Below are 25,666 nucleotides of genomic sequence, written 5' to 3'. Positions count from 1 at the left end.
TAAAAAGCTGGGAAAAATTTCTCAGCTTTTTTCTATATTCTCAGATATGCTAGTTACCTGTACTCACTAATTGCTGCTTTTCCACTCACAATCATTCTCATGGTCATTAACCAGCCCTGCAGCCTGTAGAAAAGATAAGACGGCGACTGGGCCTGTGAACTTGAAGCCTCGTTTTTTGAAATCTTTGGCTAACTTCTCAGACAGAGGTGTTTTAGCTGGGGCTTGGCGGTAATCGGGAACATCGTTAACGATCGTTTTCCCCTCAACAAAAGACCAAAGATAGGCATCAAAAGAGCCGTACTCTGCCTGTAGTCGTAGAAAGGCTTGGGCGTTAGCGCGTGTAGCAAAAATCTTGGCTCTATTTCGGATGATGGCTGGATTCTCCAGCAAGTTTTCCAATTCGGTATCAGTCATCTCTGCGACCGCTTGAATTTGATAGCCATGAAAGGCTTCTCGGAAAGCATGTCGTTTGTTGAGCACCGTTTCCCAAGACAGGCCTGCCTGATAGGTTTCCATACACAACAACTCAAACAATGCTTGGTCATCATGGAGGGGCTGACCCCATTCCTCATCATGATAGGCAATGTAGAGCGGATTGGTCATCTTGACCCACGAACAACGTTTTGTCATGCTCTGCTCCTATTTGACCAACATTTTGAGGGCAGACTTGATATAGTTCTCAGCTGTATCTGTCGTTCCTTCAAAGAATTTCTTGATTTTCTTGAGCTCTGTTGCCTTGTAGCCCAGAGCCAACATGGCTTCCATGGCTTCTTCCAATTCTTGGTTTTCAGCGCTAGCTTGCACTGCTACCTTAGCAGGAAGGTCATCTCCTGCAACTACTACCTTGCCTTCCAAGTCCAGCACCATCTGCTGGGCTGTTTTCTTGCCAATTTTAGGGAATTTGGTCAAGTAGGTGATGTTCTTAGTTTCAATTGCTTGAACCAAGCCAGCATTGTCATCGGCAGCGATGATAGCCAGAGCTGATACAGGACCAATCCCAGAGACCGAAATCAGACTGAGAAAGAGCTTCTTCTCGTCTTCTGAGCGAAATCCATAAAGCAGATGAGCGTCCTCACGGACAACTTGGTGCAAATAAATTTGAGTTTCTTGATTGACCTGACCTGAGTAAGCATAGGGATTGGCCACATGCAGGATATAGCCGATACCGTTAGTTTCAAGAACAATGTATTTGGCAGTGATTTTGGTAATGATTCCTTTGAAATATTCGTACATAGTTTTCCTTTTAGTTTAATATTTCCCCAACTCACGGAGACTGGTGTGATTTTCCTGAATGCGTCGGAACATTTTTTCCATATCCGACTTGGTAAAATGCACCAAAACAGGACGTCCGTGAGGACAGTTATAGGGATTGTCACATTGAGAAAGTTGATAAAGGAGCTGTCTGGCCGAATGGTCGTCAATACGATGGTTGGCCTTGATAGACCGCTTGCAGGACATCATAATAGCCAGCTCTGCTCGGTATTTCTTGATAGAAACTTCCTTAGTCAAGAGCAGCATATCGCACATTTCATAGATACCTGACTCAATCTCCTCCTCTGCCATCCAAATAGGATGTTCACGTAGGATGAATTGATTTTTCCCGTACTCTGCTAGAAAGACACCCACTTCCTCCAAAAGAGGCATTCTTTCCTTGAGACGAAGCGCATCATCCGCTGGAAATTCAAAGATGTAGGGTACTAGGAGTTGCTGCTGGCTCTGATCAACATCGCCTATGCTTTCACGGTATTCCTCGTACTTGACCCGTTCCTGAGCCGCATGCTGGTCTATGATGTAGAGCCCATCTCGCCCTTGGGCAAAGAGATAAGTCCCGTGCATTTGTCCGAAAAATTCCAACTCTGGGAAGATGGATGATTCTTCTCGCTCCAGCTTGTCATAGGCCTTATCAAGACTAGCTAGGTCTAACTCTGGATGGTCTAATTGGTCATAGTTAGCAGGTTTTCTCTCTGCAAAATGCAGTTTTGCGGGCTTGGTCAGCTGGTCCAAGGTTTCCTTGGCAAATAAAGTCAAATCCTGTCCTTCATCAGTCAATTCTACCTGATAATCAGCCACCTCAGCTCGACTGGGTCTTGACGGCTCACTTTTCTCATAGTAAAGCATATTTTCTTTGAGCGGGAGAATAGTTTGCTCCACCTTCTCACGATTGCGCACGGTCGATTTGGCAAGATTTTCCAAGGCATCTGGTATCAAGGTTTGTTCCTTGAGACTGTTTGCAATAGCTTCTGAAACCAGCATCATCAGTTCTTTTTCCTTAGAAATCCGCACCTCTTGCTTGGTCGGATGCACATTGACATCCGCTAGATAAGGGTCGATATGGATGTGAATGACAGCCAGTGGAAAGCGACCTACCATGAGCTTGCTCCCATAACCGTCCAAAATAGCACGGTTGAGTAGAAAGTTCTTGATATAACGACCATTGATGAAGAGGCTGATATAGTTACGGTTGGCTCGAGTTAACTCAGGCAAGGATACAAAGCCTGAAATTTCGAAATCTAGGTCAGAGTTCTCAATTTCAATCATCTTCTTGGCACTCGCCAAACCATAAATTCCTGCGATAGCTTGGCGCAGTTGACCAGTCCCTGCTGTTCGCGTCATTTCCTTGCCATCACTGATCAAACTAAAAGAAATCTCAGGATGGGCCAAGCCCAGACGGTTGACGATATCAATGATATGAGACAACTCTGCTTGCTGGCTCTTCATATACTTGAGACGGGCAGGCGTGTTGAAAAAGAGATCCTCCACACAAACCTTGGTTCCCACTGGACTGGTCGCTGGGATGACTTCTTCGACTTCACCTCCACGCGCAACTAACTTAGTCCCGTGGCTTGCGCCATCCACCGCAGTCAACAGAGTTAAGACACTGACAGACGCAATAGAAGGCAAGGCTTCACCACGAAAACCAAGCGTCCGAATCCGAAAAAGGTCTGCCTGATTTTTTATCTTACTAGTTGCATGGCGGCGCAGGGCCAATTCCACCTCATCGTGGGCAATTCCATGGCCATTATCTGTGATTTGAATTTTCTTGAGACCAGCTTCCTCAATCTCAATGATAATCTGACTAGAACCCGCGTCAATGGCGTTTTCTACCAGCTCCTTAACAACGCTAGCTGGACGCTCGATAACCTCTCCAGCTGCAATCTGGTTTGCCAGCACCTCTGGCAATTCAATAATATGAGACATCTTTCAGCCCCTTTCTGTATCTATTTTCCTAGAAATTGATTAGTGCTATTATACCATATTTCAGAAAGGACAGAAAAGCAAGCACCACATAGGAACCAAATCCCTCCACATAGACAAAGTCCCTTGTCAGGTATCGTAAAATAGTGTTTAATAAAGGTGTATAAGAAGTGATCACAATTTTGTATGAAAAACAAGGAGAGAAATTTATGAAAGTAGAACTACAGATTAGTGAGACTTACAAGGAAGAAAAACTGATTGTCCAAGCACCTCAGCCGACAGATAAAGTCCAGAAAGTCATCGAGTTCGCAGAAAATCTGGATCTAACAGAAAAAATCAAAGGGAAAATTGATAATCAGGTCTATCTCGTTGAGATTGGCAAGATTCAACGCTTCTATATCGAGAATCGGAAGGTTCTAGCAGAAACGGCGAGTCAGACCTACACCATTGATTTGCGACTCTATCAGGTCCTTGAAATTCTGCCAACAACTTTTATCCAAATTTCTCAATCTGAAATCGTCAATATCGACTCTATCTCTCATCTCAAGCTAACCCCCAACGGTCTAGTAGAAATCTTTCTAAAAAACGAAAGTTTCACCTACTCTTCACGCCGTTACCTAAAAACCATCAAGGAGAAATTAGAACTATGAAAAAACAAATTTTCCACGACGCAGCTGCTGGTGTCCTCATCGGCCTCATCCTCTCTATCATCTTTTCACTCATTTATGCACCAAATACCTACGCACCGCTAAATCCCTACTCTATCATCGGCCAAGTGATGGCTCAACATCAGGTTCACGGTGCCCTGGTCTTGCTCTACTGCACACTTATTTGGGCAGCTATCGGTATTCTCTTCAACTTTGGCAAGCGATTATTCAGCCGTGACTGGAGCTTGCTCCGTGCGACTCTGACCCATTTCTTCCTCATGCTGGCTGGCTTTGTCCCACTAGCAACCCTAGCAGGTTGGTTTCCCTTCCACTGGATCTTCTATCTCCAGCTCATTATCGAGTTTGCGATTGTCTACCTCATCATTTGGGCTATTCTCTATAAAAGAGAAGCTAAAAAAGTGGACCATATCAATCAACTCTTGAAGCATAAAAAGTAAGAGTGCTGATAAAACCACTTGGAATAATAAAAAAGTCAAGCCTAAGCTTAACTTTCCAAGTCATACAAATCTGCGATAATAGCTGCGACACGTTTGATATCTCCAAGCATGCCTCGCATTTCAAAATCGGCCAATACAGGGAAACCAAAGCGTTGACTGTATTGCTTGGCTGTCAGACAGTATTGGTTATTAAAGTTACGATTTCCTGAACCAACCACACCAAAACACTTACTAGCATTGTCTCCATAGGCGATAAAATCCCCAACGGGTGTCGTCAATATCTCAACATCTCCGTTATCCACGCCATTCCCACCTTCAAGGTAGGTCGGCAAAAAAGCAACATAGGGATAGTCCATTTCATAGAAATCTTGGCCTTCTTTGACCAAATCCTTGATATGAATCTTTTGGACCTCAATTCCCTCGTACTGGGACAAGAGATAGTCTTTCAAGCGCGTCACAAAACTCTCAGTGTTGCCACTCAGACTAATATAAACTAAAGAAATTGTCTTCATATGTACCTCCATGATTTTATCTATAATCGAAAAATAACTACCAAGATTGTAACTTGATAGTTATTTTTTGTCAATACTTAGGCAAGTTCTTCTGTTTCCTCTTCTTCCGCCAAGGCTTTTTGCTGACGCCACATCTTGTAAAAGACAAGGGCTAGGAAAAGAACATTGATAACGATATAGAAAATGCTAACAGCTTTTGAACCAATACTCATTGTCAAACGCATGGTCTCATCTTGAAGCAACTGCACAGCGTCTTGCAAAGTCACATAGGTATAAATTGAACCAATAATGGCTAGCAAAACATAGCCGACATAAGTATAGTTTGCATATTGCAAATTCTTACGAACAAGGAAGACAATAGCTACTACCACTAAAATAGCAGACAGCACAATCAAGGCAACATTAAAAATAGAATGAGATGCTTCTGCTACTCTATAGCTATAATTAATGCTATCTTCTACCTGCTGAGCACTGACCCCTGCAACTTGTTTTTGAGCAGCACGAAGGACTTCTTTGCTAGGTAAGGGCTTCAAAAGTTCAAACAGAGACATAGCTGAAATAAGGGCAGACAAGATTAGCAAGACCCATAGATAGATTGGTTTCTTTTTCATAATAGAACCTCCTGATATTATTATCGATATTATAGCACCTTTTGTAAAAGAATACAAATATTATAGTGTAGTTTCTACCTGTTTTCGGTAGGCTTTTGGCGATTTTCCGCACAATTTTCGGAACACTTTATAGAAATATCCAACATTACTGTAACCAACAGCATAACAAATATCTTCAATACTGTCACTAGTTGAAAGTAAAAGTTGCTGAGCGGCCTTAATGCGTTGTTTATTTAGTAACTCTGCGAAGATTGAATTTGTTTAAGCCTTACAGTAAAACAATCTAATCATCTACTATTAACAACTCTATAAAAAATTTAGTTTGACAAGCAAACAATAACACTTTCTCCTCATTTACAATCCCATCAAACCGTGGTACAATGAGAATTGTGAAAAAATTATCAGGAGACAATTCATGAAAAAATCTATCTTAACTACACTGCTTTTTGCAGTTCTTTACTTCCTCTGCATGGGGATTGGTGTTCTTTTGGGCAATCTCTTTGACCAAACCGGAAATATGTTTTATGCGCCTGCCTTTACTGCCCTTGTCGGCGGTAGCGTCTATATGATCCTAGTCGCAAAAGTTCCGCGCTTTGGTGCCATTACCACTATCGGCCTTGTCATGGCCCTCTTTTTCTTGGGATCTAAACACGGTGCTGGTGCCTTCCTTCCTGGAATTATCTGTGGCCTCCTAGCAGATGGAGTAGCTCATTTAGGCAAATACAAGGATCAAACGAAAAATTTCCTTTCTTTCGTTATTTTCGCCTTTAGCTCAACAGGACCAATCTTACTTATGTGGATTGCGCCTCAAGCCTATATGGCTACCCTTCTAGCAAGAGGAAAATCGCAAGAATATATCGACCGTATCATGGTCGCACCAAACCCTGGAACCGTCCTTCTATTTATCGCAAGTATTGTCATCGGAGCCCTAGTGGGTGCCTTGATTGGACAAGCCTTGAGTAAAAAATTTGCACAAAAAATCTGATTAATAAAAAAGAGCCGTGTGGCTCTTTTTTTATTTATGACTCAATTTCTTGGTCAAGAAATCTCCCAAAAATTGGATCGCAAAGATAATCAAAATGATAACGATGGTTGCCAAGATGGTCACATCGTGATTGTAGCGGTTAAATCCATAAGCGATGGCCACGTTACCAATACCACCAGCTCCAACCGCACCAGCCATAGCTGTTTCACCAACAAGGGAAATCAAGGTTACAGTCGTCACACGGATCAAATCTGGAAGGCCTTCTGATAGGTAAACACCTACGATATCCCAGAATGTCGCTCCGCTCGCTTGAGCCGCCTCAATGACACCACCATCCAGTTCAGCCAATACCACCTGTACTTGACGGGCAAAGAAGGCAAAGACTGCAAAAGATAGCGGTACGATAGCCGCATTTGGACCAATGCTTGTTCCTACGATTAGATGAGAGAAGGGTGACAAGACTGCCAAGAGAATGATAAATGGTACCGCACGGAAAATAGAGGTGATTTTATCTAAAATCCAGAAAACGACCTTATTTTCCAAGACACCACCTGGCGCTGTCAAAACAAGNAAAAGACCTGCCACTAGCCCCAAGAACCCTCCGATGATGAAAGAAAGAACTGTCATATAAAGAGTTAGATAGATGGCTGTTCCCCAGCCTGCCTGACCAGCCCAACCCATTTTATAAACATTTGGCAAATAGGTTTGAATCAATGATTCCATCTTACTGTCCTCCCTTCAATACTTTTAGCTGTACGCCTGCTTGACGAATGGCTTCTTGGGCACCTGCCAACGCTGCTTTTTCACCTGACAAGACCACAACTAATTCTCCAACAGGAGTACCATCGAGAATTTCGATATTTCCACAGAGGATATTAGCCGTTACTTGATAATGCTTGTACAATTCATTCAAAAGTGGCTCGTCTGTTGAAGCACCTGCATACTTGAGTTGCACCAAAAGGCTATTTTCAGACAGATGTTGCACGATTTCTTGCTTCTCAATTTTGACCATGGCTTCGTCAATACCAGTGGCTGTTGAGATAAAGTCTTGCGTCAAAGGTTGTTTAGGATTTGAGAAAATTTCAAGAACGCTACCCTCTTCAATCAAATGCCCATCCTGCATCACTGCCACACGGTTGGCAATGTCTTTGACAATCTGCATTTCATGCGTAATCAAGACAACAGTCAAGCCTAATTTTTGGTTCAAATCTTGCAACAAGGCCAAAATCTGCTTAGTAGTCTTAGGATCAAGGGCAGAAGTTGACTCATCTGAAATCAAGATTTTTGGATCATTTGCCAAGGCACGCGCAATGGCCACACGCTGTTTTTGCCCTCCAGATAGTTGTGAAGGGTAGTTTTCAGCACGGTCTGCCAAGCCAACCAAGTCCAACAACTTAGCAACTTTAGCTTTCTTTTCTTCCTTGCTGAGTCCAGAGTGTTTAAGGGCAAAGGCTACATTCTCCTCTGCCGTCTTTTGACTCATCAGGTTGAAATGCTGGAAAATCATTCCAATATCTTGACGTTTACGACGTAACTGCTCTGCCGTCAAGGTCACCTTACCATCAAAAATCACATCGTCGTCAATGGTAATTTTCCCTGCAGATGGTTTTTGCAAGAGATTAATCACCCGTACAAGGGTTGATTTCCCTGCTCCAGAATATCCAACGATTCCGTAAATATCTCCTTCTTGGATGTGAATGGTCACATCCTTGACCGCTGCGATGGTTCTCTTCTTTTGATGAAAAGTCACATCGATCTGATCTAACTTGATAATATCTCTACTCATAGCTTCTAATCAGCTCCTCTACTAATTCAATATGGGTGTAGTAATCGGCGATTCGCACGTTCTCATCTCCACCGTGGTCTCGGCTGTTGGCATTTCCTAGACCGAAGGCCACCATTGGCACCTCTAGGGCATCAAAGACCGTATGCATAGGCCCTGTCCCCGCTGTCGTCGGCAAGACTGAAACGCCCTGTGGATAGAATTTCTTGGCCAACTCGATCACATTAAGAATGGCTGGCGCGCTCATATCGCTGCGATAGCTCATCTCTCCCAAGGTATAGTATAATTCTACCTTATCAAAGCCATTTTTGTCTAGCTGTTTCCGAATTTTTTCCAGAACATCATGCGGTTCTAGGCCAGGAACCAAACGAACTTCTAGCTTAGCGCTGGCTTCTGCTGGCAAAATCGTTTTGACTCCTTGTCCCTGATAACCTGACTGGATTCCTTCGATATTAAGGGCTGGTTCAAAAAAGAAACGTTTTAGGAAGGCTGCACGATCCTCTTGTAAGAGAGGTAATTCCAAACCATAAATCTGGCTGATTTCCCCTGGATTGCGTTGAGCGTAGGTGTCCACCAAGGCCAATTCTCGTTCATTTGGTTCTTGAACTTCTTCGTACAAACCTTCAACCAAGATACGGCCATCTGCGGCACGAAGAGACTGTAGGGCTTGAAGGAGGTACCAAGGAGCTGATTCCACAACTCCTCCATAACTAGAGTGGATATCCACATCCGCACTTTTAACCTTGGCATCAAAGGTCACAATTCCTTTATTTCCACCAGAAATTTCTAACTGCTCCAAGGCATTCTTGGTCCCTTGTTCCCAAACTAACAAATCTGCGCCACGGAGTTTATCAGCGTGCTTTTCCAGATACTTATCTAGGTCTGTCGAAGCGGATTCCTCCGCTCCCTCCATGATAAAACTGATATTGACAGGCAGGTCATCGTGGTGCTGCATGTATTTTCTCAAAGCACTCAAACGAGCTGTGATATGACCCTTGTCGTCATCAACCCCACGCCCATACATGAAGCCATTGCGCACTGAAAGAGTAAAGGGATCCTCTGTCCACACCTGATCCCCATCCGCTGGCACAGTGTCATAGTGGTTATAGAAAATTAGGGTCTTGGCATCTGGACGCGAACTCTTGAAATGCGCCATGACAAAGGGAGCCGTATAAGTCTCATCAATCTCCACTTCAGCCCCAACACGCTTGAAAATCTCACCCAGATAGTTGGCAACTTCTTTGAGCCCCACCTGTTGGGCAAAGACCGACTTCTTAGAAATCAAGGTACGCAAAACCTCAAAATAATGCTGGGCCACATGATCCTTTTCAAATTTTTCAATCTGTTCTTGTTCGCTAGGAAAAACCATATTCTCTCTACCTTTCTATGAACTACTCTTCCTGACAATCCATGCTCTATACAAAAGCAAGAGGTGGAATTTTCTCTCCCACCTCCCTGTTTCTTATTACCAAACTGGTTGATCCAAACCGTCTGATGTTTCTTCGATAACTTTTTTCACGTCATCTGTGTGGTAAGCTGCGATCACTTTCTTGATAGCATCAGCTTTTGGTGATGTTTCCCAATCTTTTTTCGCAACGATGATGTTGTACCATTGTTTTGAGTTTTCATCAGCTTGTTCTTTGAAAAGTGCTTTCTTGTAGTCCAATTTTGCTTCTGTAACGAAGGTATTGTTTACAACGGCAGCGTCAACTGATGACAATGAACGAGCTGTTTGGCTAGCGTCCAATTCAGTGATTTTCAAGTTCTTTGGATTTTCTTTGATGTTGGCAACTGTTGCAAGAGCAGTTCCTGAAACATCCAATTTAATCAAGCCAGCTGATTGAAGCAAGTAAAGCGCACGGCTTTCGTTTGTAGCATCGTTCGGTACAGCGATTTCTCCGTTTGCTGGGATGTCTTCTACTTTAGTGTACTTGTTGTCACTTCCATTCAAACCTGAGTAAAGACGGATTGGAGAGATGTAAGTATCAGCAATCGCTACAAGGTCTTTCCCATTTTCTTTGTTCCAGTTGTTCAAGAAGTTATAGTGTTGGAAAGCGTTCAAATCTACTTCGCCATCAGCAGTTGCCTTGTTTGGTTGTGAGTAGTCTGTGAACTCTGTAAATTCCAAAGTGATACCGTCTTTTTTAACCAATTCTTGAATTTTGTCCCAACGTTTTTCTTCAGAACCGCTACGGTTAACAGTTGCAATTTTAATAGTTGTTGCATTGTCTGCTTTCTTTTCTGAGTTTCCGCAAGCGACAAGAGCCAAACCTGCTACTGTAGCAAGAGCTGCTACACCAAGCCATTTTTTGATTTTCATGATTCTTTCTCCTTAAAAATAATACCGTACTAGTATCTCACAATTTGTTTGATTTCACAAATTGTTATTAGATAGCCAGATATATAGTTTAAAACTATATCCCTAAAAACTGAGAAATCACCCACCTTACTCAGAATGGATGATTTCAAGAAATTATTTAATATCTGCTTCTGCTGGTAGATAAGTGTCACCGAAGAATTGTTTAGACAATTTTTCAAGAGTGCCATCTTTGTAGAGTTCTTGGATACGTTTGTCTACAAATGTTTTCAACTCATCTTGACCTTTAGCAAGAAGTGGGTAAACGTAAGGTTGTTGGTCGCTTGGAAGTTCGATAACTTTCAAGTTGTCCAAACCTTGGTTCTTGATGACTGTTTCAACACCGATTTTATCAAAAATCTTGTAGTCAAACTGACCATCGCTCAAGCGTCCCATGATTTGTTGGAAGTCTGCTCTAGTGTAGTTAAGGACAGTTGGATTATCTGAGTGTTGTTTGTTGTAGTCTTCTAACTGTTTAGCAGATGTTGTCCCTTGAACAACTTCTGTTGATTTTCCACCGATATCATCAAGCGATTTGATGCTAGAGTCGTCTTTTTTCACTACAAGAACGTTAGGGTTTTTAGCAGTTGGGGCTGCATAAAGGTATTTCTCCGCGCGTTCTTTAGTGTAGCTGATGTTGTTAACGGCCATTTGGTAACGGTCAGCGTCAAGTCCTGCAAAGACTCCTGACCACTCTGTCTTCTCAAACTTGACATCATACTTGTCAGAGTCTTTAAAGATAGCGCGAACCACTTCAATTTCGTAACCAGTCAATTCACCATTTTCTTCATAGTTGAATGGTTTTGGTGAAGCATTGGTTGCAACGATAATTTCTTTCTTGCTAACTGCTTCTCCTTCTTTCTTAGCACCACCTGAGCAAGCCGCAAGCACACCTGCAGCAACAAGTCCTAGGGCAGCAAGAGATGAGTATTTAACGATTTTTTTCATGTCATTTCCTCCAAAATAGAATACCTTATAATCTTAACAGAAAAAGAGCATTTACGCCATTATATGATATCTATCTCTGTGATAGGTTTTCTTTATGGCTAATTTATACTCAATGAAAATCAAAGAGCAAACTAGGAAGCTAGCCGCAGGTTGCTCAAAACACTGTTTTGAGGTTGGAGATAAGACTGACGAAGTCAGTTACATATACCTACGGTAAGGCAACGCTGACGTGGTTTGAAGAGATTTTCGAAGAGTATTAAAAGACCAAACGCAAGACTGCAGTTAAGACCACTCCAAAGAGAACTGTTCCAACTAGATTGCGGTAGCGAAAGGCTACCCAAGCCGTTGGAAAGACTGCTAAGAAGTCCAGCCATTTGATTTGAGGAAGACTCCCAACCTTGCCTGTCACTACGCTTGAAAGAATCAAGGCAAAGATAATAGAAACAGGCAAGAATTTCAAAAAACGCTCAACGATTGCAGGCAAGCCCTTATACTTGACCAAGATGAAGGGAATCATACGGGGAATCCAAGTCACCAAGCCAGAGAAAATAACTGCTAATAAAAGATACTTACTGACCATCTAAAACCACCCCCATTGTACAACCTAGCAAGGTCGCAAACAGAACAGCTAGCGACTGAGACACCACTGTTAAGAGTAAAAAGAAGGACACCGCAACAACTGCTAGGATAATGAGCAGATTGCGGACAGGAATCCGTCTTTGCATAATCTGGAATTGCGAAGCAAAAATTCCAATGAACATCCCAACCAGGGCAAAATCCAAGCCAAAGATTTCTGGATTTGGCAGCAGACCACCCAGAGCCGTTCCGACAACTGTTCCCACAAACCAAGCCACATAGCTGTTGAGATTGTTTCCGTGCATCCACATAGGATTGACCTTGTCTGTATGGGCTAACTCGCCCATCAAAACGCCATAAGTCTCATCCGTCAAGAGACTAGACATACCGATATTTTGCCAGAGACTGGTATGACGGAAATAGGTTGACGCATGCAAACTCAACAAAAAGAGACGCAAATTAATCAAAAAGACCGTCATAGCAATAGCTGCCACAGGTGCTTGAACCGCAATCAGTGCCAACATGGCAAACTGGGCGCTCCCAGCATAAACAAAGAGGCTCATCAAGCCCATCTCAACAGGTGTCACATAGGGCGCACCAATAATCCCACAGGCCAAGCCAATACTGACATAACCAAGGGCCGTTGGCATGGCCGCCTGCGCCCCCTCCCAAAATCCTTTTTCTTTCATCTTTCTCCTCATATTGTCTTAATAATACTCAATGAAAATCAAAGAGCAAACTAGAAAGCTGGCCACAGGTTGCTCAAAACATTGTTTTGAGGTTGCAGATAGAAGCTGACGCAGTTTGAAGAGATTTTCGAAGAGTATAAGTAGGCTGAAAAGGCTCCAGCCATAGCATGGACTATTATAACACATTCAGGAAAGAGAAAAAAGTCTGCTGATTGTAATCAGACAGACTCCATTTTATTCTTATTTAATCTTGAAGAATTGAACAATTGCCACAATACCTTGATAAATAAAGACAAAGGCAATGGTGTAACTAATATAGAGACCGGTCATCAATGGGTGTCCCATCATGATTAAACCTGCTACGATTCCTAAAATCCCCATCCAAACTAGAGGGGTACCTACCGATTTATCCGTCTTACGAACCTTGAAACCAACGATAGTTTTTGTAATACCATTTGTCAAGACCCATAAAGAAATGATAAATGGTACAAATGTTACCATTTCAATAAAGCTACCTGAGAACAAGGTAAGAGCGAGGATGAGGGTAACAATTCCTCCAAATAAATTCCAGCCATGCTTTTCTTCTGATTTGAAGTATTGTACAATCTCAGAAATCCCTTGAACTGCAAATACAAGTGCAAACCAGAAAGTCATGGAAGCCAAGCTAATAAGAGGATGTGCAAACATATTAAAACCTACAAAAACTGCAAAAATACCCGCAATTAGTAACAACCATTTCCAAATTTTCGACATTATTTTTCTCCTTTTTTAGAGGAATCTTCCTCTAGTATTCCATAAATCATCATATCCAAAACCTGTGATAATTGATGTTCATATCCTGAAACCAAGTCAGGCAAACTGCTATCTGACGAAACAGTTAAATAATAGGAACGAAACATATCCTGAATCAATCGCAGATAGTCCATAGCTCGTTTCTCATCAATATGCTCTTTCAGTTTGGATTCTGATATAAGTTTTTGACAAACTTGTTCATTCAAGTCCAAAAAGATAGCTTTCTGTGGTGCAATGTCTGCTTCCAATTCTTCTGGTGTCGCAATCATTGCCTCAAAGAAAATGTGGCTATGTTCTGGGTATTGCTGATAAAATTGGTGACGTCTTTCCATATAATCAGCTAAGGAGGGCACTTGACCTTCCACCCCCAGAAACACTGCCAAAGCTTTCTCAAAACTCTCCTGAAAACAAGTTAGATAGAGGTCTGATTTCCCTGAAAAATTATGATACAAAACTCCTTTGGAAATACCATCCACTTTACAAAGTTCATTGATGACAAAACCTTGATAGCCTTTTGTAGCAAATTCAAACAAAGCAGCGGTAATGATTTTCTCTCTTCGTAGTCTTGTTTTTTCTTCTTTTCTCATGTATTTATCTCTACATTTTTTAATTATAAACCGATTGGTCTGAAATGTCAAGCAACTTTCTCAAAAATTTAACAGTCTGCTGATTGTAGCCATCATAAACAGACTGGAATCCAGTCTCAAACATATAATATACACATTCTTCGCTAAATGTTTTCACGGATATTCAAGAGTATGATAAAGGCAGCTAGAAGAAATAGCAATAAAACAAAGCTAACTGCCAGAGTTCCAAAGCTAGTAGCAATGGTTACCAAAGCTATTGTAAATAAGCTAGGTAAAACAACTGTAATGGCACCGATAGAGGATTGAACTGCTCCCATTGACTCCTCAGGTATTTGTTTAAAAATGAGTTCCTGTAATCGAGGAGAGAGGATACCTGCGAAAAAGGCATCCAAGGCACTAAAGATAAGAATCCAGTCAAAACGAACTGCCACAAAGCCAACTAAAAGGAGTAATTGGATAATAAGCGAGGCATATAGGGCTAGTTTTATGGAGATTGTATTCTTCAGATAGCCACTCACAAGGCTTCCGACAATAAGGGCTGACAATTCAAGGGTGGATAACAAGGCAAGAGATTGACCTGTTTGTAAATTCAAAAAGGGCTGATTCCTCAAAAACAGAGTAGAAACAGGAACTGTAACATTTATCACTGCTTGACTAATAGAGATAATAAACAAAACCAAGAGCACCTGATTCATATTCCATATCAATTTTGATGATTGGAGCAGATGCTGGCAAAAGGATTTTACAGAGAGTCCTTCTTGATAGCTAATCGTTTTTTCTACTTTCAAGAGGTCTGTTTTTATGAAAAGAATACCTAAAAATGCGATTAAAAAGGTAAGAGCGTTCAGTAAGGAAATAAACTGGATAGATAGAATACCTAGTAAGACTCCTCCTAGAATATTACTGATTGTTTTCACTAAACTAACAGTTGATTGTTTAAACCCAATAGCTTCTGCCAGATGGTCTTGCCCAATAATTCTAATGAAAATCGGAGTCAGCATAGCGCCTGAAAAATAGCTCAATGTGTCAGACAAGAGGTTAATAAGACAAATAAATGCTACTAGCAACAAGGAGAAAGACTGCCCTGAAAGCGATAGGGACACTATAGAGTAAAGCAAAAATTTTGCAAAACTAATAATTGTATATTTTAGGACACGATGATGTTGAAAATCCGCCAAAACTCCCAGAAAGATTTGTAGAACTTGGGGAAGGGTTTCTGAAATCGTGATAAGTAAAACCGCCAAAGGGGCAAAAGACGCATCTGCTACATAATTCAAAAAAGCCAAATAAAAAATCGTATCCCCAACCGTTGAAATCCACTGGTTGATGGTTAATTGCCTAAAATTTCTATTTTGAAGAAATACTTTCATCACAACTCCTTTTTAAATTCAAATGGGAAGCTTTCCCCAAGGATAGACCGCGATACTACTAACAACCAAAATTACAGTAACATCAAAAGCTGACCAATACCATTGTAGACTATGTGCAGCCCAATAGGCCAATAAATGGACTTTGTCACTCTAAATAAGACTGCAAATATGAGACCACCACCCATATATACGAAAAAGTCTGTCAAAACCCAACCGTGATTACTAATGTGCAAAATTCCAAATAATATAGCTGAGCCAAGCACATCCAGTCCCCACTTCTTTCCTTTTTCCAGAGCAGTCATCACTAATCCACGATAAATCATGTCTTCAAAAATGGGACCTGCAATCACAGGATAGAAAAAATACATCAAAAATGCTGTAGCTCCTGTAAAAGTAGGAACATCCAGTTGATAAGAAATTGCATTTTTGGTAGGCGGAAAAAGAAAAAAGGTGACGAAATTCCAAACAACAAAAGCAAGAAGAGCTAGGAAGGAATAGAAAAGATAGGAACCTTTAAATTTTCTACTGTTAATTTTCTGCCATTTCCCTGACCAAACCATAACAATAAAAGCAAGCAGAACCACAAGAAAATTTAACAGCATATCCGACAAATAATAGGCAAAGTCGGATAAACCAGCAGCAAGATCGCTATGTAAAAGCAAACGAATGAAGAACTGGTCAGCAACAACTAGTAGAATAGCTATAATAAAGTAGTAGCGTGAGATTATCTTTTTCATCCTATTTTCTCCTATATTACGAAATAAAGAAAGCCCTAACCCAAACAAAGGCAAGGGCTTTAAATATCAACGACGACGATTAACAGTGGAAGAATCATGGTTAAAATTTTTCTCCCAGAAATTAGTGATTGACCAAGGTGTCCCGAACCCTCCCCATGCACCGCTTGGGATATTGCCAAGATACACAAGATCTCCTCCATAAACCTTCTCCAACTCAGCTTCTGTCAATTCCATTGTTTCTGCAAATTGTAAATTTAACATCTTTTACACTCCTTCAATTATCTTCATTTGTAAACCACTTCTGCGACCTAGGATTTGCTTCAAATGTTTTACAAGGACAGTATAACACGGAAATTGGCTTATTTTAGAAAATCGCATATTTGATATTTTTTCTTATAGAAATTTCAGATTTGCGATTTTGGTAGATTTGATTATTTCACTGGTATAATAAAGTTATTACTAATTAAGGAGTGTAGCAACTATGAAGAAACAAATTTTAACATTATTGACAATCGTTGCTGATATTATTATCATTTTGCCATTTCTAACTAATCGATGAGCTCTTTGAATTGCTTCAAACGCAATTCAAAAAGGACTATCAATTGTGAATTTTCTAATACTTGCAGAGATTGGATAAAGTATTCAATCTCTTTTTGATTCCTTCCCTTAGTTTGAAGGAAAACACTCATTTTCTTTAAAAATTGCCACAATAATTTCTCAAAAACATCATACGGCCGCAACATGCTCTCCAACTCGGCTTCAAAGATTGGGATGTAGGAGAAAAGTTTACGCTCCATGAGTTCTGATAAGATATTTAAGAGTCCTTGCTTCATATACAACCGATTGTGTACTAACTCTTTAAATTCTTTAGATTTCTCAATTAAAGCGGTCGATAAAAATATCAAATCTTGATTGCTCAAGAAGGGTATGGTATTGCAAAAGAGATAGAGTTCAAACTAGGTCCAAGACTCGATAGCATAGAGATACCTGGTCAAAAATTCGCTATCCTCCTCTGTTAGCAGATAGCTCTTATTTAAGGAATGGATGGCATTTTTAATCACAATAGCATTCAAACGACGATAGGTCTGCGCCATCTGTTCTTGCTTGACCTCCTCTAATAGTTGCTCTAAACCAGCTATATCTTGGTGGGCAAAGCGATCCACAACCTTTCTACCAATCTGCATATGTAGGGATTCTTGATAATTGTTTAGCTTATGACCAAACTCATCAAAATTCATATTGATCCCTTGGATGGCTAGGATCAACTTATCCGCAGATAGCATAGACTGCCCTAGCTCAAACTTTGACAACTGAGAGGCTGTTAGTCCAGCACAAGCCACATCTGACTGCTTGAGCTTTCTCGCCAAGCGTAATTCCTTGTAAAATTCTCCCAACTCCATTCTCTCAATCATCTCACCACCTCCTATTGTTTAGATATTATATCATCATTTTTATAGTTTTGTCAAAATATTCTGACATTTAAGAGAGCAAAAAAGCCAGCCCTAAGCTGACTCTTTATTCCATGGTATCAAAAGCGAGGCTTGGTTTGGCATTGAGGTCCAAGCCTGCGAAGTTTTCTTTGTTCCACTCGCTGACGCTGGCATAGGCAATCATTCCTGCATTGTCTCCACAAAGACGCAGTGGTGGGATGATGACCTTGACATCTGTGATTTCGGCCGCTAGGCGTTCTCTGAGACCTTTATTGGCTGCCACGCCACCTGCCACGACAAGGGTTTTAACAGGGTATTTCTCCAAAGCCTTCTTAGTTTTTGCCATGAGAATGTCCATAACTGCCGCTTGGAAGGACGTACACAAATCCTCTGTGGACAAGCTTTCTCCCTTTTGCTCGGCATTGTGGTGAAGATTGATAAAGGCAGATTTCAAACCTGAGAATGAAAACTCCAGATTATCTTCCTTAATCATGGCACGGGGGAAATCATAAATATCCTGTCCTTGATGAGCTAGCTCGTCAATCTCACGACCTGCAGGATAGGTCAAGCCCATGACACGGCCGACCTTATCATAGGCCTCACCAACCGCGTCATCTCGCGTTTCTCCAACAATCTTGTAATCACCAGCCTCAGAAACATAAACCAACTCTGTGTGTCCACCGCTAACCAAAAGGGCTAGCAAGGGAAATTCCAAAGGTTCCACACTCTGAGCGGCCATGAGGTGACCAGCCATGTGGTTAACAGGAATCAGCGGAAGTCCATGAGCCCAAGCAAAGGCCTTAGCAGCTGACAAACCGACTAGTAAGGCTCCGACCAAGCCCGGTCCATAGGTAACCGCCACAGCTGTCACATCGTCTTCGGTAATCCCTGCTTCTGCCAGAGCCTCCTCGATACAGGCTGTAATGACCTCGACATGGTGACGACTGGCTACTTCCGGCACTACGCCCCCAAAACGTTTGTGGCTCTCAATTTGACTAGCAATGACATTGGACAAGAGCTCATCGTCGTTTTTCAAGACGGCAACACTAGTCTCATCACAGGATGTCTCAAATGCTAAAATATATCTATCCTTCATCTATTTCTCTCTTCATGATGATGGCGTCCTCGACTGGATCATGGTAGTAGGCCTTTCGCTCAGCGATGGCTGCCATCTTTTCTTTCTTGTAAAATGCTTGCGCTCGATGATTTGAACTTCTGACTTCGAGGAAAATCTCCTTATCTGTCGGCAATTGAACAAACAAGGCTGATGCAATTCCCTGACCCTGATAGGCTCCTTTGACAGCGATTTGCAGGACTTCTGCTTCAAAGATATTTTCCTGCACAGCTAGAAAGGCAATCACTTCGGCCCCATCATAAGCCAAAGAATACCAAGTCTGGTCTTGGGACAGGTCTGCTTGGATTTGTTCCAGCGTCCAAGGACTGACTGGGTAAACAGCTGCCATGACAGCGTAGATGTCTTGAGCCAGATCAGGTTGCTGTTGAGTTCGTTTGATTTCTATCATAGGCGTTTAATGTAAGACTCACCAGACTCGGTGTGATTCTTGAGCCAGTTTTCCTCAGCCTCAACACGTTTGAGGTAGTTGGGTACAAAATCATGCAAGGAGTCTGCTTCCTTGTCCCAGGCCCATAGAGCTAGATTAGCTGCATTAGGCAATGTTTCTTTGAAATTAGTCCTTGACAAGTGTTCTTGAATCTGCTCCACAAAGGGGCCAACTTCTCCGACAAAGGTTACCTGACTAGCGCCCTTGATTAGCTCAATCACTCGCTCAAAGGGCAGGTGTGCTTCTGGCATGACAGGTTTAGCATTTTCATAAAATCCTGCGTAAACATTGTTGCGACGCGCATCCATCAAAGGAACGAACAAGCCTTCTTGTTGGTAGGGCACCAGAGCCAAGAGGCTCGACATACCAACCAACTCGATGTTCAGAGTGTGAGCTAAGATTTTGGCAGTTGCTACCGCGATTCGCAAACCTGTGTAGCTACCTGGCCCTTCCGCCACCACGATTCGGTCCAAATCCTTGGGTGTCCAATCCAAACTTGCCATCAAAAAATCGATGGCAGGCATAAGGGTAATACTGTGATTTTTCTTAATATTAATCGTCGTCTCGGCAAGAATCTGCTTGTCCTCTAAAATAGCGAGAGAAAGAGCCTTGCTGGACGTATCAAAAGCTAATACTTTCATAACACATTCCTATCTTTTTGTCTGCTTACTATTATACTACAAAAGCTGGCACATGGGAATTTTCTTTATTCCCAAACAAAAATGCCTATACTTAGCTAAAAAATAATTTAAAAAATGCTCACTTTTCCTTTTCTTTTCCGAATATAAAAGTGAACAAGAAAAAAGGAGGAAAGTTCAATGACAAATTTTGACGTTCTTGACAATCAATTTTTATCCCTATCTGAAAATGAATTATCAGATATTGATGGCGGTCTCGCTCCCTTGGTTATCTTTGGAGTAGCAGTATCTTGGAAAGCTATTGCAGGTGGAGCCGCACTTGTAGGTTCTGGCTTAGCAGCTGGTTATTTTTTAGGAGGGGATTAATATGATGAAAGATTTGAACAACTATCGTGAAATTTCTAATAAGGAATTGCAAGAAATCAAGGGTGGTTTTGGTGTAGGTGTTGGTATCGCTTTATTTATGGCAGCTTATACCATTGGGAAAGATCTCCGTAAAAAGTTTGCTAAGTCATGCTAGATAAAAAACACATTTTTAGAAGGATAAATTTTATTGTCTTCATCTCTTACAGTTTTCTCAGCATTCTCAATGATTTAAACATTACTACTATCCCTTTACCATTCGATTTATCTGTTTGTATTGTTTTATTTTTATGCTTCAACTCTATTTTTGAGCAGAACAATGATTACCATAAAAATAATAAGCTTTGAAAATTCCATTGTCATGTCATTTTAGAAAAATTCAAAGACCACCTCATCTTGATAGAAGGGGTGGAATTTTCGTGTCATGAATCTACTGTCTTTTACCCCCAAACAAAAATGCCCCAGCATGAGCAGGGCATCTAAGCATTTAATCCAAAGTAAAATACAAACCAAACGACATAGGTTACGAGGAGGAGAAAAAGCGAGTAGAGAGTCACAAAAGTAATTTTCCACAAGAACTTGGTTTGTCGTCGTTCCAGTTTGGCAAATAGAAGATTCCCCGCATAAACGCAAGCAACAAAAGCAATAAAAGCTACCAAGCGAACTCCGATAGCAAAAGCAAATAAGTTATACATAGGGCAACCTCCTTGACTTAAAAACTATATGGAATTATGACAAACGATAAATTTCACTTCCATTATCAAGATAACATATTTTCTTTGTTTTTGCAAACGCTTACCTTTAGGTGCTTATATGACTTTCTCGTTTCCGTCTTTTACTAATTTTTCATTTTGTGGTATAATTGAAATAATTGTAACGAATCAAGGTCAATCTAGACACAAAATGGAATGAAATCAAGCAAATCTATGCTAAAAGTTTGGAATAAGCTGACCTGTAAAATAGAAAGGAACTATATGATTTACAAAGTTTTTTATCAAGAAACAAAAGAACGTAGCCCACGCCGTGAAACAACACGCGCACTTTACCTAGACATCGATGCCAGCTCAGAACTTGAGGGTCGTATCGCTGCTCGCCAACTTGTCGAAGAAAATCGCCCAGAGTACAATATCGAGTATATCGAACTCTTGTCTGACAAATTGCTAGATTACGAAAAAGAAACTGGCGCCTTCGAAATCACGGAGTTCTAATATGGCCTATACTCTTAAACCTGAAGAAGTCGGCGTTTTTGCCATCGGTGGTCTGGGAGAAATCGGGAAAAACACATACGGAATTGAATACCAAGACGAGATTATCATCGTCGATGCTGGGATTAAATTCCCAGAAGATGATTTGCTGGGTATCGACTACGTCATTCCTGACTACTCATACATCGTGGACAATATCGACCGCGTCAAGGCTGTTTTGATTACCCACGGACACGAGGACCACATCGGTGGGATTCCATTCCTGCTCAAGCAAGCAAATGTCCCGATCTACGCTGGACCACTTGCCTTGGCTTTGATTCGTGGGAAACTCGAAGAACACGGCCTCTTGCGCAACGCCAAACTTTACGAAATCAACCACAACACTGAGTTGACCTTTAAAAATCTCAAGGCAACTTTCTTTAGAACGACTCACTCTATTCCAGAGCCTTTGGGAATTGTCATTCATACTCCTCAAGGGAAAATTGTCTGTACGGGTGACTTCAAGTTTGACTTAACACCAGTTGGTGAACCAGCAGATTTGCACCGTATGGCTGCGCTGGGCGAAGAAGGTGTTCTCTGTCTTCTATCTGACTCAACAAATGCGGAAGTACCAACCTTTACCAACTCTGAAAAAGTTGTTGGTCAGTCCATCATGAAGATTATACAAGGCATCGAAGGACGTATCATCTTTGCATCCTTTGCCTCAAATATCTTCCGTCTCCAACAAGCAACAGAAGCTGCTGTTAAGACAGGACGTAAGATTGCGGTCTTTGGCCGTTCTATGGAAAAGGCTATTATCAACGGAATTGAGCTTGGTTACATAAAAGCTCCAAAAGGAACCTTTATCGAGCCAAATGAAATCAAAGACTACCCTGCAGGCGAGATTCTTATCCTCTGTACAGGTAGTCAAGGTGAGCCGATGGCAGCCCTCTCTCGTATCGCCAACGGAACCCACCGTCAGGTACAACTCCAACCAGGTGATACCGTTATCTTCTCTTCAAGTCCAATCCCTGGAAATACTACTAGCGTCAACAAGCTGATTAACATCATTTCAGAAGCTGGTGTCGAAGTTATCCACGGTAAGGTTAACAATATCCATACATCTGGACACGGTGGCCAGCAAGAGCAAAAACTTATGCTCCGCTTGATTAAGCCAAAATACTTCATGCCTGTTCACGGTGAATACCGCATGCAAAAAGTCCACGCTGGACTAGCAGTAGATACTGGTGTTGAGAAGGACAATATCTTTATCATGAGCAATGGTGATGTGCTTGCCCTTACTGCTGACTCAGCTCGTATCGCAGGTCATTTCAACGCCCAAGATATCTATGTCGATGGAAATCGTATCGGTGAAATCGGCGCAGCTGTCCTCAAAGATCGTCGTGATCTATCTGAAGACGGTGTCGTTCTGGCAGTCGCAACTGTTGACTTCAAATCGCAGATGATTCTGTCTGGCCCAGACATCCTCAGCCGAGGCTTTGTCTACATGAGAGAGTCTGGCGACTTGATTCGCCAAAGCCAGCGCATCCTCTTCAATGCAATTCGTATCGCACTGAAAAATAAGGATGCTAGCGTGCAATCAGTCAATGGTGCCATTGTCAACGCTATTCGCCCCTTCCTTTATGAAAATACAGAACGTGAACCGATTATCATCCCTATGATCCTCACACCAGATGAAGAATAAAGCAAGAAAACAGCCCCGATTTTTCGGAGCTGTTTTTCTCTATGCTTTCTTTTGAGATTAAAACTCAATAAAAATCGAAATCAGACTAGAAAGCTAGGCGAAAGCATAACTTGAGTTAGCTCCCATAGTTCGGGGAACTATGGGAGGCTGGAGATGAATCAAAGCCAAGCTTTGAACTCATTCGTAAGAAGCCGACGACGTATCATTTTGATTTTTGAAGAGTTTTAGAAATACTACGATTTTTACCTTCAAGATACACCATCAAAATAGAAATATCTGCTGGGTTTACTCCCGAAATACGGCTGGCTTGGCCGATGGTTTCTGGATTGATGAGTTTGAACTTCTGACGGGCTTCGGTTGCGATAGAATCAATGTCATCCCAGTCAATATTGGCTGGAATACGTTTTTCTTCCATGCGTTTCATCTTAGCAACCTGGTCCATGGCTTTGGAAATATAGCCTTCGTACTTGATTTCTGTTTCAATCAATTCGATAATCTTGTCATCCAAGTCCTCTGCAGCTGGTCCGATGAAAGCCACCACATCTTGATAAGAAACTTCTGGACGGCGAAGGAATTCCTTGGCTGTCACTGCATCTGTCAACGGCTTGAAACCCATCTCCTCAACCTTGGCATTGGTTTCCTTGACTGGCTTGAGTTTGATGCTGTCTAGGCGCTTCATCTCATTGTCAAATTGATTTTTCTTGATTGCAAAGCGAGCCCAACGTTCATCATCCACAAGGCCAATCTCACGTCCCATCTCAGTCAAACGCATATCAGCATTGTCATGACGGAGAATGAGACGGTATTCAGCACGACTGGTCAATAGACGGTAGGGTTCAATGGTTCCCTTGGTCACCAAATCGTCAATCATGACCCCAATATAACCGTCACTACGCTTCAAAATCAACTCAGGCTTGCCTTGGACTTTCAGAGCCGCATTGATACCCGCGATAATCCCTTGGCCTGCTGCTTCTTCGTAACCTGACGTTCCATTTGTCTGACCAGCAGTGAAAAGTCCTGAGATTTTCTTGGTTTCCAGAGTCGCACGCAACTGGTGAGGCAAAACCATGTCGTACTCAATGGCATAACCAGTTCGCATCATTTCAGCATTTTCCAAACCTTTGATAGAATGAACCAAGTCACGTTGGACATCCTCAGGCAGACTGGTTGAAAGTCCTTGAACATAGACTTCCTCAGTATTGCGCCCTTCTGGCTCAAGGAAGAGTTGGTGACGTTCCTTGTCCGCAAAGCGCACAATCTTGTCTTCAATCGACGGACAGTAACGAGGTCCCACTCCCTTGACCACACCTGTAAACATAGGCGCACGGTGGAGGTTATTTTGGATAATCTCATGACTGGTACCATTGGTATAGGTCAACCAGCATGGCACCTGATCCTTGACATAATCCTCATCACGTGAAGTATAAGAGAAGTGATTTGGCGCTTCGTCTCCTGGCTGAATCTCTGTCACGTCATAATTGATAGAAGAAGCCTTGACACGTGGAGGGGTTCCCGTCTTGAAACGACCGATTTCGAGGCCCAGTTCCTTGAGATTATCAGCAAGGTTAATAGAAGCCAAGCTGTGGTTAGGACCTGATGAATACTTAAGGTCTCCGATGATGATTTCCCCACGGAGGGCCGTCCCTGTCGTCACGATAACAGCCTTAGCAGCATACTCTTGATGGGTCGCTGTACGAACGCCGACAACTTTGCCGTCTTCCACCAAAATCTCATCAATCATGGTCTGACGAAGGGTCAGATTGTCTTGATTTTCAACTGTCTTGCGCATCTCCTTAGAGTAAAGTTCCTTGTCAGCCTGCGCACGAAGGGCACGGACAGCTGGCCCCTTCCCTGTGTTGAGCATCTTCATCTGGATGTAAGTCTTGTCAATGGTTTTGGCCATCTCGCCACCGAGGGCATCAACTTCACGCACAACAATTCCCTTGGCAGAACCACCGATAGAGGGGTTACAAGGCATGAAAGCCAGCATTTCAATGTTGATAGTCGCAAGCAAGACCTTACAGCCCATACGGCTAGCGGCCAAGGAAGCCTCGACCCCAGCGTGTCCCGCACCAATTACAATAATATCGTATTCTTCAGTAAAATTATATGTCATTTCTTAACCTTTCAAAAATTTCTCGTAAATAAGGAACTAACTTCTCCTCCTCTAGAGCTTGAGCCATAGTAACCCACTTAAAGTGCGTATGCTCTTCAGGATCTAATCGGATAATCGGCTTCTCCCCAACCCACTCTGCTTTATAAACTAAGCGAGTAAAGACTGTATCCTTAGAGGTATCCAGTTGACTATCTTCGTGAAGAAGTTTGAGCGAACTGCTATCTAGCCTAACTCCCGCTTCTTCAATACATTCTCTAAGAGCTCCATCTCGCGGAAGTTCACCCTTTTCAACCCCGCCACCAGGAATATCCCAGTAAGTTGGATAAACATTGGGTTGTCCTCTTTTAATTTCCGAACGCTGAATGAGTAAATAATCATCACCACTATGAACAAGTACATGGGCAATAAGCTTAACCATTATT

Annotated in this window: 30 protein-coding genes and 2 pseudogenes; 7 read left to right on the top strand and 25 right to left on the bottom strand. The window is 42.0% G+C overall.

Annotated features, from left to right (window positions below; all coding sequences use genetic code 11):
• Positions 1–66 precede the first annotated feature (66 nt).
• Genes D8836_RS00655 through mutL form a run of 3 tightly spaced genes read right to left on the bottom strand, consistent with a single transcriptional unit; the run spans position 67 to position 3,198 of the window.
• Positions 67–630, bottom strand: a complete 564-nt coding sequence (locus tag D8836_RS00655; RefSeq protein ID WP_125392859.1) for a DNA-3-methyladenine glycosylase I — start codon at positions 628–630, stop codon at positions 67–69.
• A gap of 9 nt (positions 631–639) precedes the next feature.
• Positions 640–1,233 (bottom strand): Holliday junction branch migration protein RuvA, encoded by a 594-nt coding sequence (ruvA, locus tag D8836_RS00650; protein WP_125392858.1) that lies wholly within the window; start codon positions 1,231–1,233, stop codon positions 640–642.
• 15 nt (positions 1,234–1,248) lie between these two features.
• Complete coding sequence (mutL, locus tag D8836_RS00645; RefSeq protein ID WP_125392857.1) at positions 1,249–3,198, bottom strand: DNA mismatch repair endonuclease MutL; 1,950 nt, start codon at positions 3,196–3,198, stop codon at positions 1,249–1,251.
• 206 nt (positions 3,199–3,404) lie between these two features.
• Between mutL and D8836_RS00635 the strand changes: the two genes are divergently transcribed.
• Both D8836_RS00635 and D8836_RS00630 read left to right on the top strand, forming a co-directional pair.
• The gene (locus tag D8836_RS00635; RefSeq protein WP_125392856.1) at positions 3,405–3,845 is read left to right on the top strand and encodes a LytTR family DNA-binding domain-containing protein; all 441 of its coding nucleotides are present in this window, start codon (positions 3,405–3,407) and stop codon (positions 3,843–3,845) included.
• Positions 3,842–4,300: a DUF3021 domain-containing protein gene (locus D8836_RS00630; RefSeq protein WP_045612379.1), complete on the top strand. Its 459-nt coding sequence runs from the start codon at positions 3,842–3,844 to the stop codon at positions 4,298–4,300. The genes D8836_RS00635 and D8836_RS00630 overlap by 4 nt, the downstream gene beginning before the upstream one ends.
• Positions 4,301–4,347: 47 nt before the next feature.
• Here D8836_RS00630 and nrdI read toward each other — a convergent pair whose 3' ends face one another.
• From nrdI to D8836_RS00615, 3 genes and pseudogenes are all read right to left on the bottom strand, one after another.
• On the bottom strand, positions 4,348–4,812 hold the full coding sequence (gene nrdI / locus D8836_RS00625; protein WP_045612380.1) for a class Ib ribonucleoside-diphosphate reductase assembly flavoprotein NrdI: 465 nt from the start codon (positions 4,810–4,812) through the stop codon (positions 4,348–4,350).
• A 77-nt stretch (positions 4,813–4,889) separates the two neighbouring features.
• The gene (locus D8836_RS00620) at positions 4,890–5,423 is read right to left on the bottom strand and encodes an ABC transporter permease (RefSeq protein ID WP_045612382.1); all 534 of its coding nucleotides are present in this window, start codon (positions 5,421–5,423) and stop codon (positions 4,890–4,892) included.
• 60 nt (positions 5,424–5,483) lie between these two features.
• Positions 5,484–5,684, bottom strand: a pseudogene (locus tag D8836_RS00615) (helix-turn-helix domain-containing protein); the annotation flags it as partial.
• Between the two features lie 154 nt (positions 5,685–5,838).
• Here D8836_RS00615 and D8836_RS00610 point away from each other — a divergent pair.
• A complete protein-coding gene (locus D8836_RS00610; protein WP_125392855.1) occupies positions 5,839–6,408 on the top strand; it encodes an MptD family putative ECF transporter S component in 570 nt (189 codons plus the stop codon).
• A 30-nt stretch (positions 6,409–6,438) separates the two neighbouring features.
• Here D8836_RS00610 and D8836_RS00605 read toward each other — a convergent pair whose 3' ends face one another.
• The 16 genes and pseudogenes from D8836_RS00605 to tsaB form a co-directional block, all read right to left on the bottom strand.
• A complete protein-coding gene (locus D8836_RS00605; protein ID WP_125392854.1) occupies positions 6,439–7,131 on the bottom strand; it encodes a methionine ABC transporter permease in 693 nt (230 codons plus the stop codon).
• Position 7,132: 1 nt separating this feature from the next.
• The gene (locus D8836_RS00600) at positions 7,133–8,194 is read right to left on the bottom strand and encodes a methionine ABC transporter ATP-binding protein (protein ID WP_125392853.1); all 1,062 of its coding nucleotides are present in this window, start codon (positions 8,192–8,194) and stop codon (positions 7,133–7,135) included.
• Positions 8,187–9,560 (bottom strand): M20 family metallopeptidase, encoded by a 1,374-nt coding sequence (locus tag D8836_RS00595; RefSeq protein ID WP_000231807.1) that lies wholly within the window; start codon positions 9,558–9,560, stop codon positions 8,187–8,189. Before D8836_RS00595 ends, D8836_RS00600 begins: the two co-directional genes overlap by 8 nt.
• A gap of 96 nt (positions 9,561–9,656) precedes the next feature.
• Positions 9,657–10,511: a MetQ/NlpA family ABC transporter substrate-binding protein gene (locus D8836_RS00590; protein WP_049531962.1), complete on the bottom strand. Its 855-nt coding sequence runs from the start codon at positions 10,509–10,511 to the stop codon at positions 9,657–9,659.
• A gap of 153 nt (positions 10,512–10,664) precedes the next feature.
• The gene (locus D8836_RS00585; protein WP_033680840.1) at positions 10,665–11,495 is read right to left on the bottom strand and encodes an amino acid ABC transporter substrate-binding protein; all 831 of its coding nucleotides are present in this window, start codon (positions 11,493–11,495) and stop codon (positions 10,665–10,667) included.
• A gap of 256 nt (positions 11,496–11,751) precedes the next feature.
• Positions 11,752–12,075 carry an AzlD domain-containing protein gene (locus D8836_RS00580; protein WP_000253937.1) on the bottom strand — a complete coding sequence of 108 codons (324 nt, stop codon included), beginning with the start codon at positions 12,073–12,075 and terminating at the stop codon, positions 11,752–11,754.
• A complete protein-coding gene (locus D8836_RS00575; protein ID WP_000659743.1) occupies positions 12,065–12,760 on the bottom strand; it encodes an AzlC family ABC transporter permease in 696 nt (231 codons plus the stop codon). Before D8836_RS00575 ends, D8836_RS00580 begins: the two co-directional genes overlap by 11 nt.
• Before the next feature lie 240 nt (positions 12,761–13,000).
• Positions 13,001–13,513 (bottom strand): HdeD family acid-resistance protein, encoded by a 513-nt coding sequence (locus D8836_RS00570; RefSeq protein WP_125392852.1) that lies wholly within the window; start codon positions 13,511–13,513, stop codon positions 13,001–13,003.
• Positions 13,513–14,139, bottom strand: a complete 627-nt coding sequence (locus D8836_RS00565) for a TetR/AcrR family transcriptional regulator (RefSeq protein WP_001224323.1) — start codon at positions 14,137–14,139, stop codon at positions 13,513–13,515. Before D8836_RS00565 ends, D8836_RS00570 begins: the two co-directional genes overlap by 1 nt.
• Positions 14,140–14,282: 143 nt before the next feature.
• Positions 14,283–15,509, bottom strand: coding sequence for an MFS transporter (locus tag D8836_RS00560; RefSeq protein ID WP_185761569.1), 1,227 nt, complete (start codon positions 15,507–15,509; stop codon positions 14,283–14,285).
• Positions 15,510–15,580: 71 nt separating this feature from the next.
• Positions 15,581–16,246 carry a CPBP family intramembrane glutamic endopeptidase gene (locus D8836_RS00555; protein WP_125392850.1) on the bottom strand — a complete coding sequence of 222 codons (666 nt, stop codon included), beginning with the start codon at positions 16,244–16,246 and terminating at the stop codon, positions 15,581–15,583.
• A gap of 66 nt (positions 16,247–16,312) precedes the next feature.
• Entirely contained in the window at positions 16,313–16,507 is a 195-nt protein-coding gene (locus D8836_RS00550) for a peptide pheromone VP1 (protein ID WP_000933465.1), read from the bottom strand.
• Positions 16,508–16,794: 287 nt separating this feature from the next.
• Positions 16,795–17,658, bottom strand: a pseudogene (locus D8836_RS00545) (XRE/MutR family transcriptional regulator).
• A gap of 103 nt (positions 17,659–17,761) precedes the next feature.
• Positions 17,762–18,772, bottom strand: a complete 1,011-nt coding sequence (gene tsaD, locus D8836_RS00540; protein WP_045612401.1) for a tRNA (adenosine(37)-N6)-threonylcarbamoyltransferase complex transferase subunit TsaD — start codon at positions 18,770–18,772, stop codon at positions 17,762–17,764.
• The gene (gene rimI, locus D8836_RS00535) at positions 18,762–19,199 is read right to left on the bottom strand and encodes a ribosomal protein S18-alanine N-acetyltransferase (RefSeq protein ID WP_045612403.1); all 438 of its coding nucleotides are present in this window, start codon (positions 19,197–19,199) and stop codon (positions 18,762–18,764) included. The genes tsaD and rimI overlap by 11 nt, the downstream gene beginning before the upstream one ends.
• A complete protein-coding gene (gene tsaB, locus D8836_RS00530) occupies positions 19,196–19,879 on the bottom strand; it encodes a tRNA (adenosine(37)-N6)-threonylcarbamoyltransferase complex dimerization subunit type 1 TsaB (protein ID WP_125392849.1) in 684 nt (227 codons plus the stop codon). Before tsaB ends, rimI begins: the two co-directional genes overlap by 4 nt.
• Before the next feature lie 177 nt (positions 19,880–20,056).
• Here tsaB and cibA point away from each other — a divergent pair, with 177 nt between their 5' ends.
• Both cibA and cibB read left to right on the top strand, forming a co-directional pair.
• Positions 20,057–20,242, top strand: a complete 186-nt coding sequence (gene cibA, locus D8836_RS00525) for a fratricide two-peptide bacteriocin subunit CibA (protein ID WP_049502599.1) — start codon at positions 20,057–20,059, stop codon at positions 20,240–20,242.
• A gap of 1 nt (position 20,243) precedes the next feature.
• Positions 20,244–20,396 carry a fratricide two-peptide bacteriocin subunit CibB gene (gene cibB / locus D8836_RS00520; RefSeq protein WP_125392848.1) on the top strand — a complete coding sequence of 51 codons (153 nt, stop codon included), beginning with the start codon at positions 20,244–20,246 and terminating at the stop codon, positions 20,394–20,396.
• Between the two features lie 322 nt (positions 20,397–20,718).
• On the opposite strand, the gene D8836_RS00505 is transcribed toward cibB, so the two are convergent.
• A complete protein-coding gene (locus D8836_RS00505; protein ID WP_045612409.1) occupies positions 20,719–20,934 on the bottom strand; it encodes a hypothetical protein in 216 nt (71 codons plus the stop codon).
• Between the two features lie 279 nt (positions 20,935–21,213).
• On the opposite strand from D8836_RS00505, the gene D8836_RS00500 reads away from it, so the two are divergent.
• Positions 21,214–21,447 (top strand): DNA-dependent RNA polymerase subunit epsilon, encoded by a 234-nt coding sequence (locus D8836_RS00500; RefSeq protein WP_000639572.1) that lies wholly within the window; start codon positions 21,214–21,216, stop codon positions 21,445–21,447.
• A 1-nt stretch (position 21,448) separates the two neighbouring features.
• Positions 21,449–23,128 (top strand): ribonuclease J1, encoded by a 1,680-nt coding sequence (gene rnjA, locus D8836_RS00495; protein ID WP_084887768.1) that lies wholly within the window; start codon positions 21,449–21,451, stop codon positions 23,126–23,128.
• Between the two features lie 202 nt (positions 23,129–23,330).
• Here the strand turns inward: rnjA and mnmG are convergent, their stop codons facing one another.
• Positions 23,331–25,244: a tRNA uridine-5-carboxymethylaminomethyl(34) synthesis enzyme MnmG gene (gene mnmG, locus D8836_RS00490; RefSeq protein WP_125392847.1), complete on the bottom strand. Its 1,914-nt coding sequence runs from the start codon at positions 25,242–25,244 to the stop codon at positions 23,331–23,333.
• Positions 25,234–25,665 (bottom strand): NUDIX hydrolase, encoded by a 432-nt coding sequence (locus D8836_RS00485; protein ID WP_060627382.1) that lies wholly within the window; start codon positions 25,663–25,665, stop codon positions 25,234–25,236. Before D8836_RS00485 ends, mnmG begins: the two co-directional genes overlap by 11 nt.
• Position 25,666: the final 1 nt, after the last annotated feature.

Source organism: Streptococcus mitis, from assembly GCF_003942995.1.
Lineage (GTDB): Bacteria > Bacillota > Bacilli > Lactobacillales > Streptococcaceae > Streptococcus > Streptococcus mitis_CV.
This window is presented reverse-complemented; position numbering and strand designations above follow the sequence as displayed.

What these genes read in the sequence shown, in the direction of transcription:
- D8836_RS00655 (WP_125392859.1), bottom strand. Translation starts at nt 630, where the DNA reads ATGACAAAACGTTGTTCGTGGGTCAAGATGACCAATCCGCTCTACATT.
- ruvA (WP_125392858.1), bottom strand. Translation starts at nt 1,233, where the DNA reads ATGTACGAATATTTCAAAGGAATCATTACCAAAATCACTGCCAAATAC.
- mutL (WP_125392857.1), bottom strand. Translation starts at nt 3,198, where the DNA reads ATGTCTCATATTATTGAATTGCCAGAGGTGCTGGCAAACCAGATTGCA.
- D8836_RS00635 (WP_125392856.1), top strand. Translation starts at nt 3,405, where the DNA reads ATGAAAGTAGAACTACAGATTAGTGAGACTTACAAGGAAGAAAAACTG.
- D8836_RS00630 (WP_045612379.1), top strand. Translation starts at nt 3,842, where the DNA reads ATGAAAAAACAAATTTTCCACGACGCAGCTGCTGGTGTCCTCATCGGC.
- nrdI (WP_045612380.1), bottom strand. Translation starts at nt 4,812, where the DNA reads ATGAAGACAATTTCTTTAGTTTATATTAGTCTGAGTGGCAACACTGAG.
- D8836_RS00620 (WP_045612382.1), bottom strand. Translation starts at nt 5,423, where the DNA reads ATGAAAAAGAAACCAATCTATCTATGGGTCTTGCTAATCTTGTCTGCC.
- D8836_RS00610 (WP_125392855.1), top strand. Translation starts at nt 5,839, where the DNA reads ATGAAAAAATCTATCTTAACTACACTGCTTTTTGCAGTTCTTTACTTC.
- D8836_RS00600 (WP_125392853.1), bottom strand. Translation starts at nt 8,194, where the DNA reads ATGAGTAGAGATATTATCAAGTTAGATCAGATCGATGTGACTTTTCAT.
- D8836_RS00595 (WP_000231807.1), bottom strand. Translation starts at nt 9,560, where the DNA reads ATGGTTTTTCCTAGCGAACAAGAACAGATTGAAAAATTTGAAAAGGAT.
- D8836_RS00590 (WP_049531962.1), bottom strand. Translation starts at nt 10,511, where the DNA reads ATGAAAATCAAAAAATGGCTTGGTGTAGCAGCTCTTGCTACAGTAGCA.
- D8836_RS00585 (WP_033680840.1), bottom strand. Translation starts at nt 11,495, where the DNA reads ATGAAAAAAATCGTTAAATACTCATCTCTTGCTGCCCTAGGACTTGTT.
- D8836_RS00580 (WP_000253937.1), bottom strand. Translation starts at nt 12,075, where the DNA reads ATGGTCAGTAAGTATCTTTTATTAGCAGTTATTTTCTCTGGCTTGGTG.
- D8836_RS00575 (WP_000659743.1), bottom strand. Translation starts at nt 12,760, where the DNA reads ATGAAAGAAAAAGGATTTTGGGAGGGGGCGCAGGCGGCCATGCCAACG.
- D8836_RS00570 (WP_125392852.1), bottom strand. Translation starts at nt 13,513, where the DNA reads ATGTCGAAAATTTGGAAATGGTTGTTACTAATTGCGGGTATTTTTGCA.
- D8836_RS00565 (WP_001224323.1), bottom strand. Translation starts at nt 14,139, where the DNA reads ATGAGAAAAGAAGAAAAAACAAGACTACGAAGAGAGAAAATCATTACC.
- D8836_RS00560 (WP_185761569.1), bottom strand. Translation starts at nt 15,509, where the DNA reads ATGAAAGTATTTCTTCAAAATAGAAATTTTAGGCAATTAACCATCAAC.
- D8836_RS00555 (WP_125392850.1), bottom strand. Translation starts at nt 16,246, where the DNA reads ATGAAAAAGATAATCTCACGCTACTACTTTATTATAGCTATTCTACTA.
- D8836_RS00550 (WP_000933465.1), bottom strand. Translation starts at nt 16,507, where the DNA reads ATGTTAAATTTACAATTTGCAGAAACAATGGAATTGACAGAAGCTGAG.
- tsaD (WP_045612401.1), bottom strand. Translation starts at nt 18,772, where the DNA reads ATGAAGGATAGATATATTTTAGCATTTGAGACATCCTGTGATGAGACT.
- rimI (WP_045612403.1), bottom strand. Translation starts at nt 19,199, where the DNA reads ATGATAGAAATCAAACGAACTCAACAGCAACCTGATCTGGCTCAAGAC.
- tsaB (WP_125392849.1), bottom strand. Translation starts at nt 19,879, where the DNA reads ATGAAAGTATTAGCTTTTGATACGTCCAGCAAGGCTCTTTCTCTCGCT.
- cibA (WP_049502599.1), top strand. Translation starts at nt 20,057, where the DNA reads ATGACAAATTTTGACGTTCTTGACAATCAATTTTTATCCCTATCTGAA.
- cibB (WP_125392848.1), top strand. Translation starts at nt 20,244, where the DNA reads ATGATGAAAGATTTGAACAACTATCGTGAAATTTCTAATAAGGAATTG.
- D8836_RS00505 (WP_045612409.1), bottom strand. Translation starts at nt 20,934, where the DNA reads ATGTATAACTTATTTGCTTTTGCTATCGGAGTTCGCTTGGTAGCTTTT.
- D8836_RS00500 (WP_000639572.1), top strand. Translation starts at nt 21,214, where the DNA reads ATGATTTACAAAGTTTTTTATCAAGAAACAAAAGAACGTAGCCCACGC.
- rnjA (WP_084887768.1), top strand. Translation starts at nt 21,449, where the DNA reads ATGGCCTATACTCTTAAACCTGAAGAAGTCGGCGTTTTTGCCATCGGT.
- mnmG (WP_125392847.1), bottom strand. Translation starts at nt 25,244, where the DNA reads ATGACATATAATTTTACTGAAGAATACGATATTATTGTAATTGGTGCG.